This window comes from Shewanella basaltis, assembly GCF_023283885.1.
Classification (GTDB): domain Bacteria; phylum Pseudomonadota; class Gammaproteobacteria; order Enterobacterales; family Shewanellaceae; genus Shewanella; species Shewanella basaltis.
The window spans coordinates 1-16,651 of record NZ_JAKILA010000020.1 but is presented as its reverse complement, the minus strand read 5'-3'; the positions used below and the strand labels follow the sequence as shown (position 1 = coordinate 16,651).

Here is a 16,651-nt window from a genome sequence, read left to right as displayed (position 1 = left end):
ATCCTTTTAAATCGAATACTTGACGTTGAAAGAGATATAATCTCTGTCAGTCATCGCATTAGTTGTTCCTACACCACCAAAGAAGTTGTTGTAAGAGATGTCAGCACCCCAGCGGCTCTGATAGTCAAAGGTTAGACCCACAGCAACAGATTTTCTGCCTTCAGTGAATAAAAACATTGGATCGGGTGTAATACCGTCAACATCGTGAGAGAAAATCACACGAGGATACATGTTTACCCCAGCAAACACGTTGTTAAAATCTGCTTTAGCAACTAAACGGTAACCCCAAGCAAAATCGGTTGGGAATGGATTAGTTTCTGGACCATTATGTAACGCTTCAATGATACCTGGCATATCAGGGTTACCACCAGAACGAGCAGTACCTGGACCACTTAAACGCAACTCATCAAAACCAGGCATGTCATGGATCCAAACCCCACCCACTTCAGCTAACATGGTCAAATTATCTAACCCTAACGTTGGGCCAAATAAATGAGTGAACGTCATTTGAGCTTGAGTAGTATCACGTGTGATATACCCATCGACGGTTTCACCAGGTGGGAATACATCCATTTGAGAAATGCCGTCTAAATCAGGTCGTAAACCTGCGTTAGCTAACTGTTGCGGCATCGCAGCAAACAGTAATTCAACATCGTCAATTTGTAACGGTTCATCTACACGATGTGCAATTTCACCGGCAACAGAGGTTTCACCCACCAAAGTGTTGAAACTAAATCCGTATAATTGAATATCTTCAGGATACACAATTTGAGATTTAGTAAATGTTTCCATGCTAAGTAATAAGTCACGATCAATATTACCGCCGCTAGCCGCTAACCGACCATAATCTCGAGCAATCGCTTCTGATGTGAAGTTAGAGGCGGTACCACTAATAATAGGACGGCGACTGTGGTAATTCATGTAGTACAAACCAAACTCTGTTTCACCAAGTTCAGGTGAATAGTAGCCTAATTTAACACCATATTGACCGTCATCGCTTGGATCAGCAGCATCTTGAACCAAAGCAACTTTGGTTGAGTAAGCTGTCATGTAGGCAGCATAAGCAGCGTTAAAGCCTGTAGCTGCAGCAGCTTCATACAAACGTGAATATTCAGAAATTAAGAAATCTTGATTGATATCTGGGTTAGCATTGAAACCTAACTGAGCATTTTGATCATAACCACCAAAACCAGCAAAGTCGTTGGTTGCAAAGTTAGATCCTGGAGTCGGCACCCAAATTCCTTGCCATTCATATTGATAAAAAGCTTCAACGTTTAGGTTTTCAGTTAACCCTAACGATGCCCATACCATGCCTTGAGGACGGAACGCTTCTTTAAGCTCAGAACCTGGAGCGTTAAGGATGTTAAGATCTACGGCGTTGATTTCTGAAATACCATGAGATATCAGCGCACTTTCACCCCATGACACCACCTGGCTACCAACTCGGACGCTCAGTGGATTGGCACCGTCATTTAAATCCCAGTTACCATAAACAAATGCATCAAGTAGGCGAATGTCTTTACATTGCACTTCTGAAGCTTTGCTGTCTTCACAAGGATCAAATTCTTTACCTGTTAATGGGTCATTGAAATCATAACTGCCATCATTTAACTTGCGGTCATAAAAATACATTCCACGTAAAAATAAACCGTAGTTTTCATATTTTAGTGACAGCTCATGAAGGCCTTTTACAATCTCAGAGGTGGTATCACCTTTTGAATATAATAAGTTACTTAAATCGTTGTTGCTCGAATACGAGCCCGATTGGTCCCAAATTTGAGCAGATGTGTATTTAGTTGACCCAAATGCGCCACCAAAAGCAGAATAACCAGACCAGTCAAATTGCGGTTGGTTAACCTTACCGATTTGTCCTGACCAATCTCGGTCCGATACACGCCAGCTTGCACCTGCGGTCCATGTTGAGTCAAATGTTCCTTGAACATCACCCCAATCAAATGACACTGCTGATGCTGAACTGCTCATGCCAATACATAATGCCGACACCACCCCCAAAGCGAGAGCCGACTTGTTAAATCTTTTCTTAACAATATTCATTTTAGTTCATCTCCGTAACCTGTTGGATTAGTTGTTATAGGAATTGAAACCAACATCTTGTTAGCCCACAGGCAACACCATTGTTACAGCATTTAACTATATTGAGCAAGGTCAAAAAAAAGAAAATGTTTAAGAAAATTAACGCTGTTTAGTGAAATAAACACAAAATAATCGACTCAATATTTGAATTGAGACAGTCAATTTTTTTACAGAGAATGAACAGCTAACGAAAAAAGTTTATTTTCATGCACTTATGTATAAACAAAAATATTACATACCCATAACATGAATCAATCAAACGTTTGGAGTATATGCTCTATAATTTATTGAGCGATTTAAAGCTACCATCATTATTTAACACCAATTTAAACTTTCCACGAATTCCTTGAGGCGTTAAAAAAGGCCTAAAGTACTTCCCATTGATGTGTAACACTCTGCCGTGCACATCACGAACCTCAACTTTTTCTGCAAGCCCTTGGTAGTAAGGTAAAAAAGCGTCATAACTTACGTGTAATGAAAAATATAATTCCATGCTAATTACCATAAAAAAAGGAGAGCAAGCTCTCCTGATTGATGACAGAAACTGTGAGTTAATTTTTGACTAAAATAACAGTAAAACGACAACTATTCTGCTAAGGCTTTTGTCACTTTTTCGAATAAATCTTTAGACAGATCAGGTAGATTTTTAAGCTCTTGTAAACACTGCTTCATTAATGCTTGTCTTGAAGCATCAAATTTTGCAAATTGAATAAGAGGTGTAATCATACGTGAAGCAACTTGGGGGTTACTTTTATTTAATTTGACTAAAATTTTAGTTAAATAGCGATAACCTTCACCGTCTGCCCGATGAAATTGATAAGTATTTTGAGATGCAAACGCACCAATTAATGAGCGCACACGGTTAGGATTAGAAAAACTAAAACTACTGTGCTGTGTTAGATGTTTAATTTTTTCGATTACGTCATCTGAATTGATAAGCGCTTGTAATGACAGCCATTTATCCATAACAAGCGGCGTTGAATGCCACTTAGATTCAAAATCATCAAGGAGTGTAGGCAAACATGCTAATTGTGATATCGCCGCCGCTTTTAATGCACCTAAACAATCGGTCATATTTTTCGCTTGATGATATTGCTTTTCAACCAAGCTCTCATAAACATCAGAAACTTGGCACAGTAAGCTCAGGGCGATATTTTTAAACGCTCTCGCCCCCGCATCATCAATGTTAGCCAGTTCACGATAGCGCGCCAGCAACTCATCTTCACAAGCGCTAGCAAGTTCTTCCACAACAAACTCTCTTGCTTTGGCTAGCGCATCTAAATCGACGCTATCAACTTGTTCAATTAAAGCAGAAGCCGACGGCACAGAAAGGATTTCAGCCACCAGAGCACGGTCAAGGTTACCGTCTAAAATAATTCCTCTAAACGCTTCAATCACTCTCGCATCTAACATCATCACTTGTTGGTGCTGCAGTTGTTCAATGTTCAACCAAATCGTTTGACTGATTAATTGTACTGATGCTTCCCATCTTGCAACCTCACTCGATGCATGTCGCATTAAATGAACTAGCTGATCGATAGAAAAATCGTAAACCAATTTTACAGGTGCAGAAAAGTCTTGCAGTAAAGAAGGTGTTGGAGCAGCGCTTAAACCATCAAATACAAACGTTTGGCTTGCCTTAGTCACATCAAGTACTTTATTAACTAAAGAAAGTCCTGTGGCGTCTAACAGCTCAATACTGAAAGGAATATGTAAGGTTTGGCCTTTTATGCCCTTCGAGATAACCTGCTGGGAAACAGTAAGATGATATTCGCCTTTTTCTGCATCATAACTATCGGTTACTGTTAACACCGGTGTACCTGCCTGGCTATACCAACGTCTGAATAATGTGAGATCTTTACCGCTGGCATCTTGCATGGCATCGACAAAGTCATCACAAGTCACAGCTTGTCCATCGTGGCGTTCAAAATAACATTTCATTCCGGCTTGAAACCCTGCTTCACCCAGAATGGTATGCATCATTCTAATGACTTCCGCACCCTTATCGTAAACCGTCACCGTATAAAAATTATTCATTTCTATTACGCTTTCCGGACGAATGGGATGCGACATTGGGCCTGCGTCTTCAGCAAACTGTTGGTTTTTCATTACGCGGATTGCTTGAATGCGGTTCACTGCACGTGAGCCAACGTCAGAGCTAAATTCTTGATCGCGAAATACCGTTAAGCCTTCTTTTAAACTTAACTGAAACCAATCGCGACAAGTTACGCGGTTGCCGGTCCAATTATGAAAATATTCATGGCCCACTACCGATTCAATACCATGATAATCATCATCTGTAGCACTGGCTTTGTCTGCTAACACATATTTGGTGTTAAATACGTTTAAGCCTTTATTCTCCATCGCCCCCATATTAAAAAAGTCGACGGCGACGATCATATAGATATCTAAATCATATTCTAAACCAAAACGTGTTTCGTCCCACTCCATCGATTTTTTTAACGAGGCCATTGCATGATCAGCTTTATGCAAATTGCCTTTATCGACAAAAACTTGCAGCTTAACCTCTCGACCAGACATAGTCGTAAAACTGTCGTTTAATACGTCAAAATCACCTGCCACAAGGGCAAATAAATAGCTTGGCTTTGGAAATGGGTCGTGCCATTTCACAAAGTGACGACCAGAACGAGGCATCTCGCCTTTATCCACTAAATTACCGTTACTCAATAAAAATGGAAAAGCACTCTTGTCTGCTTCAATGCGAACTGTGTATATGGCCAATACATCTGGACGATCTAAAAAATAGGTGATTCGACGAAAGCCTTCTGCCTCACATTGTGTGCAGTATGCACCGTCAGACATATACAGTCCTTCGAGGCTCGAGTTGTCTTCTGGATCTAATAAAGTGATAACTTCCAGTTCAAACTCTGATTGATCAGTTGTAATAAATAATTGATTGTCATGTTGACGATACTTAGCAGGAACGCCATTTAATTTTACTGAGCTTAATGAAATTTGTTCACCATCAAGTACCAATTCGTGCTGATGATCGCCAGTACGATGCACTTTACTAGTGGCTGTGACTTTGGTGTTTTTACCATCTAAAATAACATTAAGATCGACATGGCTAATAGTAAAAGCGGGCTTGGCATAATCTTTTAAGTGTTTTTCTTGTGCTTGGCTCATACAGGATCCTTTTCGAACAAACTCATTGATGTCGCTTTGTATTTAGTACAGTTACACTGATCCTCACCGCCAATCAGTTAATTTGTCACTGTACAATAGTCATTTCATTAAGAAAAAACGCGCCTAAAGCGCGTTTTTGTTGTAAAGATGATTAATTATTGAGTGCCAATCTTGGCCAACTTTTCTGCATCGGCCATATCTAAAGTGATGTAGGCAGTTTCATCTAAAAATGCATCAGGCAGTTTACTGTCGTCAGTGGTTTCAATCTCATCTAGCGATTTAACCGCGGCAAGTCCTTGCTGAATTCGGCGTGCATTTGCACGATCTAAAGCACGTTTATCATCTGACTCACGCGATGCAATACGCTCACGTTCAACTAACGAAATTGTTTTGTCATCATGATGCTTTTTAAATTCGTTAATATCTTCGTAAATATAGCTAAACTCAGTATCAGTACTAATACGCGCCTTGTGTTTCGCATCTAACGCACTGATTAAGTTTGGATTAATATTACCTAGCGTGCTGTATTGTGCCACTGGGACTTTATCCCAAGGTAAGGCATTTTTCTCCTCAGATTCGCCGTATTCCCCAGGTTCTAACGCACTTGGGAAGCGAACATCAGGCGTGACGCCTTTTAATTGGGTACTGCCACCATTGATACGATAAAATTTAGCAATAGTGTATTGCACATGACCAATAGGTTTTTCATACATGTCATAAATGCGACCTAAACTCTTATGTTGCTGTACAGTCCCTTTGCCAAAGGTTGACTCCCCTACAATTAAAGCTCGGTCGTAATCTTGCAACGCGGCAGCAAAAATTTCAGATGCTGAGGCACTGTAACGGTCTACCATCACAGTTAATGGGCCCGTGTAAGCACTTTTGCCGTCGTTATCACGATTTTCATTTACAGTACCATTGGCATCACGAATTTGAACAACCGGTCCCATGTCGATAAATAAACCTGTTAACAAGGTTGCTTCTGTGAGTGCTCCACCGCCATTACCACGTAGATCGATAATGATACCTTCCACGTTTTCTTGTTCAAGCTTAACGATTTCTTTGGCAACATCTTGTGATAAATTCATGTAAAAACCAGGAATTTGAATCACACCGACTTTTCGCTTAGCATATTGACCGTCTTTTGGCTCAATCACTTTTGAGGTTGCAGCGCGATCTTCTAAGCGAATTTTGTCTCGAATGATGGTGACTTCAAAAGGTTTGGCATTAGCGCCACCTTTTTTAGGCAAAATCTGTAATACCACTTCAGTGCCCTTAGGGCCTTTAATTAAGTCAACAACATCATCTAAACGCCAGCCAATAACATCAACGATATCACTGCCTTTTTGACCAACGCCGACAATTTTATCTTCAGGGGATAGTTTTTCACTATTCGCTGCTGGGCCACCGGCAACAAGGCTTTTAATCACAGTGTAGTCGTCGTCCATTTGTAACACAGCACCTATACCTTCAAGGCTTAGGTTCATTTCCATTTGGAAACGTTCTGCATTACGAGGCGATAAATAACTGGTATGAGGCTCAACACTGCGGGCAAAGGCATTCATAACGCTTTGAAATACATCTTCGCTTTGGGTCTGACTTAAACGCTTTATGGCATTGTTGTAGCGTTTTTCTAACACTTCAACTATTTCTGGCCAATTTTTTCCTGTTAGCTTTAAGTTTAACGCATCGTATTTAACACGTTGACGCCATAACTCATTGACCTCTGTTTCGTCTTTTGGCCACGCGGCTTCTTCACGATCAAACTCGTAAGCATCACCGGGTTTGGTGAAGTCAAATTCTTTATCTAGAAGAGAAAGCGCGTAAGCAAATCGTTCATAACGACGCTGTTGGACAAGATCATACATGGTAAACGCTGGACTGATATCGCCCGATGTGACCATGTTGTCAAATTCGTTTTTGTATTTATCGAAACTCGCAATATCTTGGGCAGTAAGTACATTGCGTCGATAATCGAGTTGCTCTAAAAAACGCGCGTAGATTTGTTCAGAAAACGCATCGTCGAGGTTAAAACGGTGATAATGCGAGCGAGTAAATAAGGTTGTTACTCGCTTGCTAGCCACTTTATGCTGTGGCTCTTGGGCCAGTTTAGGTAACTCGCTGATTTGAATCGTTGGTGATATTGCCCACGCCGAAAAGCCGACAAATAAGCTGGCAATCGACACGGCCAAGGTAAGTTTTCGCATCAACAAGTACTCCTTAAATTTTTATAATAGTATGTGTTCTACACGTACTTTAATGGTCAAGCCAGTGTCTAACTGAACATGCACATCTTCTTTGTTAATGTCAGTAATCACACCAGGTACCGGTGTTGCACCTAACTTAACATTGACCCGTTGCTGTTGCTTTAACTCTTCAAGCTTTGCTGGCTCAAGTTTTACAACAGGAGCAGCGACAGGTGCTGGGCGTTGTTTTTTCACTGATTCGCGTTTTGGTGGCGCTTTTTTGGCTGGCTTTTTCGCGGCCGTTTTAGGTGCTTGAGCTTGACGCTTGGCTTTAGCCTTTTCTTGGCTTTCTTTTAACGTTGCTTGAGCATGATCTATGTGCTCTTGTTCTAATTCGCCACAATCATTACCGTCAAGGTCAATACGTTTAGCACCCGCTTTAACACCTTTTAGATAACGCCAGCTGCTGGTGTAACGGCGAAGCGCTACCCGTAATTGTGTCTTACTGACTTTAGAATCATCAGCTAACCGTTCAGCCAAATCTTGAAATAAACCAATTTTTAATGGCTTAGTTTCACCTTCAGCAATAAAGCATAAAGGAAAGGTTTCATATAAATACGCTAAAATTGCGTTGGTGTCGGTCAACTTGTCTGTTGATTCCATTTTTACTTCCACGTTAATAAAGGGACTGTTCAGCGGCAACATTAGCCACGCAGTCGTTCATCTTTCGCCAAACTTTGCTGTTAAAGCTCAACGTACAAATTATCACTATCCGCCTGTTTGCTAAAGTCATTGACACAAACCTTAACAATTTTGCCGAACCAACTATCAGCTTAAATCATCGCTAACAGTGAAATCCAGCACAAATGCGTGCAGTTGCGTATTATAAAGCCCACAGCAGCGAATGCGACTATGATTTAGTCTTATTTGTTCGCTATTTGAGCAAATAAGCAAGATTCAAAGCTTTTTACCATCATTTCTAAGCCTTTTTGATCATCTTCATCAAATCGGTTAAGTAATGGGCTGTCAATGTCCAACACGGCAACGACCTCTTCGCCACAACGAACAGGAATCACAATCTCTGAATTACTTGCCGAATCACACGCTATATGACCTTCAAATTGATGTACATCTGCGACGCGTTGGGTTGCATTAAGTGCAGCTGCCGTACCACAAACCCCTTTGCCCATACCGATACGAGTACAGGCCACTTTTCCCTGAAAAGGCCCTAATACTAATTGCTCATCACGTTTAATGTAGAAACCAACCCAATTGAGATCGGCAAGGTTGTCATTCAGTAATGCTGAAAAGTTGGCCATACCTGCAATTAAATCGTCTTCGCCTTCTAGTAGTGCTTGAGCTTGGCGGTTTAATGTTTGGTAAAATTCGGTTTTCATCTCAGTTCCTTTACTATGACGTTAATGACTCACTCTTGGACTAACGTCGTTATTCTGCGGTTGTGTTTTTTGCAGCGGCCTTTTTATTTTTGACTGCAGCAGGGGTTTTAACCTGTACAGTGCCTTTTAGCAAGTTAGAAAGCTCATCTTTATTGTTTGCTAAGTAAAAGGCGAGTTGTTCGCACTTATTTTCATCAAGATCTAAGTCTGCTTTAATCAAAAAAGGGAGCAGATTATCGGCAATATCAAGCATCTTATCGTAGGCATCAGCCTCCTTTTTAGATGTGAATGTCATCTTTTCCACCCCTTCTCTGACCACGACAAATTGGGTAATCACTGCCATGATTCAATCCTCACTGTTTTTATATACAGTACATAGAATCTCACATATTCAACTTATGATGCAAGTGTTCTGATTATTCTGATATTATCGTGCTAAGCGGATAAATAGATATTCAGATTTATCCGTCCATACTAGGGGCTTCAAGGTTGTTTTTTGCAACAAAGACCAACAGGCCTTAGTAACACTAACAATATGGCGGCATATTTGCCCTACTGACATTGCTTTTGACTTTGGATTAACTCATTTGATGCATGAAATTGATGATCATGACTCCATCATCTTATGTCGTTCTTGTGATCTGGCAGTAAGAAAGCGCGCCCTGCCATCTAGCGCAAGGGCAATATGTCCCCGATGCGACACAGCATTATATGACACACCTTATTGTTCTATTAACGGTATGTTAGCCTTGTGTGTGGCTGCATTGATTATTTTTGTACCTGCAAATTTACTGCCTGTGCTTGAAATCCATTTTTTGGGAAGCATAAGAACCACGACAGTCACTGAAGCCGCTATTGCGGTGTGGGCACAAGGGTATTGGGTGGTAGGGCTTGCGGTACTTGTGGCAGCAGTGATTGCGCCAGCTTTGTTAATTTTATCGATTTTAACCCAAGTCATTATCGTTAAATTATCACTCAATGCCACTTTTTGGCAGCGGATCTATACCACATTACTCAAAAACCATGGGTTAATTACCCAAATGACGATGCTCGAGATTTATGTCATCAGTTTTTTAGTGTCCGCATTCCAATTATCTGATTTTTCTGATGTTTATTTTGGTATGGGCACATTTAGCTTTACCATGCTGTTTGCGATCATTTTGTTTTTACAACGAGAATACAATCTTGAACATATGTGGAGTTATGTAGATGAGCACTGATCAATCTACAGCAGATTTGCCAACAACCAACGCAAATCCGCATCAGCCTGCCAACTTAGTGCATTTACAAGGCAGCCAACTTGGTTTGTGTTTATGCCCAGTGTGTAAAAAACTTAATACAAGCAAACATAGCCATTGTCGTCGTTGCTATAGCCCATTATCAACACGAAACTATGCAAGTATTCAACAAAGTTGGGCGCTATTGGTTACCGCCACCATTTTACTTGTCTTGGCCAATATATATCCTATTACGCTGCTTACTAATCGTGGGGTGGTGACTAACGATACTATTTTTAGTGGGATCAGCCATTTAGTTCAAACAGGCATGTTTCCAATTGCCATTATTGTATTTATTGCCAGTATTTTAGTCCCTTGGCTCAAAATAGTTGGGCTGGCAACCTATTTAGCTGCAATTAGCTTTAACCTGCCAATTTCTAAAAGGAAATTAATGGTAGGGTTTCATATTATTGAATGGATCGGCCGATGGTCGATGCTGGATTTATTTGTTATTTCATTAACTGTTGCCCTTGTTAACATGGGGCAATTACTTGATGCTAAACCCGCACCTGCTGCAACGGCTTTTGCGTTAGTGATATTATTAACCCAATTAGCCGCGAAAGTACTTGATACTCGTTTACTCTGGGACCGCTTGGAAAAAACACATGACACAAATTGAATCGCCTAAAGTTGTGAAGAAAAAACTATTCTCGCCAATTTGGTTATTACCCGTGGTCGCGTTGATTTTAGGCGCATGGCTTGGGGTGAAAAGTATCAAAGAATCTGGCATTGAAATTGTTATTCATTTCCCGAGCGCTGCGGGTATCGATATTGGTAAAACGTTAGTTAAATACCAAGGGTTAACTGTAGGTAAAGTGTCTGACATTGGTATTGATGATGATTTAAAAGGCGTTAACGTCAAAGTGGTTATGGATTATCGAGCAGACCCATTTTTAAATAAAAATACCTTATTTTGGTTAGTTAAGCCCAAGGCAAGTATTACTGGAGTTGAAGGGTTAGACACCTTATTTTCTGGTAACTATATTGCCATTCAACCCGGTGATGGCCGATCTACAACTGAATTTGAAGCCCAACGTGAAGCACCGGCTATTCTGCCGGGTAGCGAAGGTATTATGGTTGAACTTAAATCACCTAAGCTTGGGTCTATTGATGTGGGGTCACCCGTCTTTTTCCGTCAAGTACCTGTAGGAAGCGTTGTTAGTTACCGTTTAGATGGCAATAAACAAATCATAATCAGTGCATTTGTCCAAGAGCAATACACTCACCTAGTACACAAGGACTCTCGTTTTTGGAATGTGTCAGGATTAAAGATTGATGCATCACTTGCAGGCATAAAAGTTAATACAGAAAGCATCGCCTCTATTTTAGCCGGTGGTATTAGCTTTGACAGTGGTTCTGAAACAGAAAAAGCCCAAAACGGCGATACCTATGCCTTATACCAAGATGAACAAACAGCCATTGGCGGAGTGCTGTTTACGTTAACCGCTGACAACGCTGAAGACATCAGTGAAGGCACTGCATTAGTATACCGAGGTATTACGGTAGGTAACGTTGAGAAAAAACAGCTATCAGAGCAAGGTGTTTTGTTAAACATTCGTGTTGAACATCAGTATAAAGCCTTAATTACACCTGACAGTCGTTTCTGGTTAAGCGGTGCTGAATTGTCTCTTAAAGGCATGAAAAATGTTGGCCGCTTAATTACTGGCAGTGTGATTAACGTCTTGCCTGGTAATCAATCACCTACTGAGCAAATGCGCTTTGAACTGGCTGCGAAGGCCCCTGATTTACTTAAAGATGCTAAGTTAACACTCAAAGTTGTAGCAGCGAGTCATTTCGGAATAGCCAATGGCGCGCAGGTACGCTACAAACAATTACCCATTGGTGCGATCACAGGCGTTAATTTAAGTGACGATTTTGCCAATGTGGAATATCAAATCGAAATCTTACCTGAATTTAAACATTTAGTTACCCAAGGCAGTTTTTTTGTGCCTGAAAAAGCATTATCAATTAATGCAACCCTCGAAGGGATTTCTGTTGCTACTCGCGATTTAACAACAATGCTTGAAGGTGCCATAAGCCTAGTGCCGGCTAAAAACAGCACCTTGGTAGAAGCAAACAGCTCCTTGGCATTACATGAATCGATTGAAAGTGCTCAGGCACAATTTGCTCAACAGCAGATGCTATCCCTCACCTTAAACAGTATCGATGGGGCTGATTTAATCGCAGGCTCGCCGGTTTATTACAAAAAAATGCAAGTAGGCAGTGTATCTTCAGTCGAGTGGCAAGCCGACGCAGACACCTTTGCCATTAACATCAATATCGATAAAAAGTTTACCCCTTTAATTAAGGAAAATACCCTATTTTGGCGCAACAGTGCTGTAAAGATAAATGCAAGCCTTACTGGAGTAGATATTGATGTTGCGCCTTTAAAAGGCGCGATTAATGGTGGGATAACCTTAGGCCATCATGATAAAAACATCGTCAGCAGCAGCCCTACTCACTATCAACTCTACGACAGTGAAGCGTTAGCACTGATGCAAGCAAGCGTGATAGAGCTCACGTTACCCGTGAGCGCTAAAGTGTCAGCCAAAACGGCGATTCGTTATCAGGGCCATCAGATAGGTGAGCTTTCACAAGTGAAATTAGACCCTGCACTAACAACCCTAAAGGCAAAAGCATACCTTTACGGAGACTATGCAGCACATTTTAGTCGTGCCGACAGTGAATACTTTATCGTAGATGCCCAAATTTCATTAGCCGGGATCCGTGCTCCAGAAACCTTAATAACAGGACCTTATATTGGCGTGATCCCAGGTAAAACGGTGCCAACTGCAGATAAGTTTATTGTTAAAAATCATGCACGCTTAGATGCAAACGTGCCAGCAGATGCCATTAAGTTCCAACTTGTAGACAGTCAATTAGGCTCGATTAAAGTTGGTACCCCACTGTTTTTCAGGGGAATCAATATTGGCCAAGTTGACGGCTACCAATTAGCAGATAGCGGTGTTGACATTACTTTGTTTGTGCATGTCGATGCTCAATACGATCATCTCGTGAATAAAACAAGCCAATTTTGGGATGCCTCTGGGATTAAACTGGATGTTGGTTTGTTTTCTGGCGCACAGTTAGAAACGCAATCTCTTGAAACCATCCTCGCTGGCGGTATCGCTATTGCAACAAAAGATGTCACCACAGACGCTAACCGCTTATCAGAAAATGACCGAGTTAATCTGCAGCATACTATGCGTGAAGAATGGGCAGAATGGCAACCAGAGCAAACTAAATAACCTGAGCTCGGGATAATAAATGCCTTTCAAACAGTCCTTTGCCCTGCTCACTGCGTCGAATCGACTGACAATAGGCTAGCTATTGACGCGTCAATTCGCCTTGTTAGCAGAACAAATGACAAGCTTGAAAGTGAAAACGGGTAACATGTTGATTTTAAATAGCATAAGTTCATCCCTTATCCCGAGCTCAGGTTAAATAAGGTTGCTTGATACGATTAAGGCTGTGCGACTTACCAGCCTTAACCTAATAAAAAGTGACCACTGAGAGTATGCCAGCGCGTTTTAATGAATGCGTCACGCTAGAAGCCCAGTCTAAGTATTTACCGTTAAAGACCGATACAGCTATCGGTCTTTTTTATTATCTATAGAAATACCATTGCTAGCCATAAAACCAGTAACATACGCCAATTGCAGCTGCAATGCCGGCAACATCAGCAGTTAAGCCACAACTGAGCGCATGACGCCCATTACGGATCCCAACAGAACCAAAATAAACGGCTAACACATAAAAAGTGGTTTCAGTACTGCCCTGTAAAATAGCGGCGAGTCGACCTGCGAAAGAATCAACTCCGTGATGATCCATGGTTTCTAACATCATCGCCCTCGCCCCTGAGCCACTAAAGGGTTTCATCAATGCAGTGGGCATTGCATCAATAAACCGTGTGTCCCAGCCCAATCCACTTATAAGGGTGGCGAGCATTTGCAATACGTATTCTAACGCGCCAGATGCACGCAAAACAGCAATCGCCAATAGCATCGCAATCAAATATGGAATTAAGGTTATCGCTTGATTAAACCCTTGTTTTGCACCTTCAACAAACTCATCAAAAACCGCCACTTTGCGGTAACCGGCGGCCAAAATGAAGCTGAAAATTAACAACAATAGAATGCCATTTCCCAACACCATCGACATTGATCCGATAGCATTGGCAGATAAGGTCAAAAGGTATGCAACTAACGCCATTAATGACCCCATGACAAGTCCTGTATACGCCAATATCACACTGTTAAATAATGGAATTTTTTGTATGATTGCCACAACCAACAATCCGACCAGCGTCGATGCACTCGTGGCGAGTAAAATGGGTAAAAACACATCGGCAGGGTGTTCAGCCCCTTGTTGTGCACGGTATAAAAATACCGTCACAGGCACTAAGGTCACTGACGAGGTATTTAATACTAAAAAAAGAATTTGTGCATTGGTGGCCACGGTTTTGATTGGATTAAGGCTCTGTAAATCATGCATAGCCTTTATACCTAAGGGCGTGGCGGCATTATCTAGGCCCAATATGTTCGCTGTTAAATTCATGCTAATGCTGCCATAAGCAACATGCCCTCGAGGTACTTCAGGCATTAATCGAGACAATAAAGGCTCAAACAATCGCGCAAATAGCCCAACCACACCGGCTTTTTCACCGACTTGCATCAGGCCCATCCATAATGCAAGAACCCCAATCAACCCCAATGAAATGTCTGCAGCTAACTTTGCACTTGCAAACAATGCCGTGACCGAATCACTCAACACCTCAGTGTTACCTGCAAGTAATTGCACCAAAATGGAAATTGCAGCCACAATAAAAAATAACAACCAAACTCTATTTAGCACTCACGGCTCCATAACCCTGTAGACATATATTAGTTAATATACAGTAATCATTGACGATCTGGAGCAACAATTCCGTGTTATGATCGTGCTAATTCGGCAATATATAAATGATCCCGCTTATTATGATCCCATTACATCCAAATTTTATTCGACATATTGAAAACGAACTGCCAGCGCATCTTTCACTCACCGACTTTATAGATTATTGCAATCAACCTCTTAGAAAGTCGATAAGGGTCAACACCTTAAAAATCGCTACACCGAAATTTGTCGATATTATGACGCAAGCAGGTTGGCAATTAACCAGTATTCCTTGGTGTAATGACGGTTTTTGGATCGAAGGCAATGATGACATTCAACTTGGTAACGCCATAGAGCATATTCAAGGATTATTTTACATCCAAGAAGCGAGCTCAATGTTACCGCCAATAGCCTTGTTTGCTGATAATACCCATCCAGAAATAGTGCTAGACGTTGCCTCAGCACCCGGCTCTAAAACCACGCAAATTGCTGCATTAATGAATAATAGTGGCCTTTTGGTGGCAAATGAATACTCGGCCAGTCGAGTGAAAGTATTACACGCTAACATATCCAGAATGGGCGCCAGCCATACTGCATTAACCCACTTTGATGGTCGTGTATTTGGTGAGTATTTATTTGAATCATTTGATGCCATTCTTTTGGATGCGCCCTGTGGCGGCGAAGGCACGGTACGTAAAGATCCATTAGCACTAAAACACTGGGATATTGAACATGTTACAGCTATTGCAGAGACTCAAAAAGACCTCATAGAGTCTGCTTTTTTAGCCTTAAAACCTGGTGGTACCTTAGTATACTCCACATGCACACTCAGCCAGCTAGAGAACCAATCTATCTGTAAACATTTACAACAACAATTTCCTCATGCCGTTGAATTTGTATCACTTAACCATTTATTCGACGGTGCTGATAAAGCATGCACTGAGGAAGGCTTTTTACACGTTTGGCCACAAATTTATGACAGTGAAGGTTTTTTTGTTGCAAAAATCCGTAAAACAGCGTCAGTCGAACGGGTTAAAAAACAGCCTAAACTGCAAAAGAATTTTCCTTTTACTGTTGCAGGTGATAAGCAACAAATTGAGTTGAAAAATTATTTTAAAGAGACTTTTTCAATCGAGCTGCCAAATGACGACATCATGATGTTACGAGATGACGAGTATTGGTTGTTTCCGGCACACTTTACTGATTTTATCGGCAAAATGCGTTTTCAGCGTATTGGTCTTAAACTCGCTGATGCATTAAAGAAAGGCTATAAAGCGAAACATGAGGCCATTATTGCATTAGCCTCAACAAGTGACGCAGCCAGAACCATCGAACTGACGCCAGAGCAAGCGCAAGATTTTTTAATGGGTAGAGACATAGCAACTCAAACATTTAATGAGCCATTGCAAGATTATTTAGCAGATTTGGCTCAAGGAGAAATGTTAGTCAGCTATCACAACATTGTTTTGGGTGTAGTAAAACACTTAGGCCATCGTCTAAAAAATAACTTACCACGAGAACTTGTTCGCGATAAGGTTAACTTATCACTCTGATTAACCTGAGGTCGGGATAAGGGATGAACTTATACTATTTAAAATCAACATGTTACCCATTCTCACTTTCAAGCTTGTCATTTGTTCTGCTAACAAGGCGAATTGACGCGTCAATAGCTAGC

At 41.2% G+C, this 16,651-nt stretch carries 12 protein-coding genes; 4 read left to right on the top strand and 8 right to left on the bottom strand.

Annotated elements, in window-relative coordinates; translation table 11 throughout:
• Positions 1-6 precede the first annotated feature (6 nt).
• The 7 genes from L2703_RS14175 to L2703_RS14145 all read right to left on the bottom strand — a co-directional run bounded on the left by L2703_RS14175 (position 7) and on the right by L2703_RS14145 (position 9,167).
• Positions 7-2,055 carry a DUF1302 domain-containing protein gene (locus L2703_RS14175; RefSeq protein ID WP_248971732.1) on the bottom strand — a complete coding sequence of 683 codons (2,049 nt, stop codon included), beginning with the start codon at positions 2,053-2,055 and terminating at the stop codon, positions 7-9.
• A 316-nt stretch (positions 2,056-2,371) separates the two neighbouring features.
• Positions 2,372-2,587 (bottom strand): DUF2835 domain-containing protein, encoded by a 216-nt coding sequence (locus L2703_RS14170; protein WP_248971731.1) that lies wholly within the window; start codon positions 2,585-2,587, stop codon positions 2,372-2,374.
• Between the two features lie 92 nt (positions 2,588-2,679).
• Positions 2,680-5,241, bottom strand: a complete 2,562-nt coding sequence (pepN, locus tag L2703_RS14165) for an aminopeptidase N (RefSeq protein WP_248971730.1) — start codon at positions 5,239-5,241, stop codon at positions 2,680-2,682.
• A 155-nt stretch (positions 5,242-5,396) separates the two neighbouring features.
• Complete coding sequence (gene prc, locus L2703_RS14160) at positions 5,397-7,448, bottom strand: carboxy terminal-processing peptidase (protein WP_248971729.1); 2,052 nt, start codon at positions 7,446-7,448, stop codon at positions 5,397-5,399.
• Positions 7,449-7,469: 21 nt separating this feature from the next.
• Complete coding sequence (proQ, locus tag L2703_RS14155) at positions 7,470-8,090, bottom strand: RNA chaperone ProQ (protein ID WP_248971728.1); 621 nt, start codon at positions 8,088-8,090, stop codon at positions 7,470-7,472.
• Positions 8,091-8,350: 260 nt separating this feature from the next.
• The gene (locus L2703_RS14150) at positions 8,351-8,824 is read right to left on the bottom strand and encodes a GAF domain-containing protein (RefSeq protein WP_248971727.1); all 474 of its coding nucleotides are present in this window, start codon (positions 8,822-8,824) and stop codon (positions 8,351-8,353) included.
• A gap of 49 nt (positions 8,825-8,873) precedes the next feature.
• Complete coding sequence (locus tag L2703_RS14145) at positions 8,874-9,167, bottom strand: YebG family protein (protein WP_248971726.1); 294 nt, start codon at positions 9,165-9,167, stop codon at positions 8,874-8,876.
• Between the two features lie 247 nt (positions 9,168-9,414).
• Here L2703_RS14145 and L2703_RS14140 point away from each other — a divergent pair, with 247 nt between their 5' ends.
• Genes L2703_RS14140 through L2703_RS14130 form a run of 3 tightly spaced genes read left to right on the top strand, consistent with a single transcriptional unit; the run spans position 9,415 to position 13,349 of the window.
• On the top strand, positions 9,415-10,044 hold the full coding sequence (locus L2703_RS14140) for a paraquat-inducible protein A (RefSeq protein WP_248971725.1): 630 nt from the start codon (positions 9,415-9,417) through the stop codon (positions 10,042-10,044).
• Positions 10,034-10,720 carry a paraquat-inducible protein A gene (locus tag L2703_RS14135; protein ID WP_283107892.1) on the top strand — a complete coding sequence of 229 codons (687 nt, stop codon included), beginning with the start codon at positions 10,034-10,036 and terminating at the stop codon, positions 10,718-10,720. Before L2703_RS14140 ends, L2703_RS14135 begins: the two co-directional genes overlap by 11 nt.
• The gene (locus tag L2703_RS14130; RefSeq protein WP_248971724.1) at positions 10,707-13,349 is read left to right on the top strand and encodes an MlaD family protein; all 2,643 of its coding nucleotides are present in this window, start codon (positions 10,707-10,709) and stop codon (positions 13,347-13,349) included. Before L2703_RS14135 ends, L2703_RS14130 begins: the two co-directional genes overlap by 14 nt.
• A gap of 379 nt (positions 13,350-13,728) precedes the next feature.
• On the opposite strand, the gene L2703_RS14125 is transcribed toward L2703_RS14130, so the two are convergent.
• A complete protein-coding gene (locus tag L2703_RS14125; protein ID WP_248971723.1) occupies positions 13,729-14,955 on the bottom strand; it encodes a nucleoside recognition domain-containing protein in 1,227 nt (408 codons plus the stop codon).
• A gap of 122 nt (positions 14,956-15,077) precedes the next feature.
• Here L2703_RS14125 and rsmF point away from each other — a divergent pair, with 122 nt between their 5' ends.
• Positions 15,078-16,529: a 16S rRNA (cytosine(1407)-C(5))-methyltransferase RsmF gene (rsmF, locus tag L2703_RS14120; RefSeq protein WP_248971793.1), complete on the top strand. Its 1,452-nt coding sequence runs from the start codon at positions 15,078-15,080 to the stop codon at positions 16,527-16,529.
• Positions 16,530-16,651: the final 122 nt, after the last annotated feature.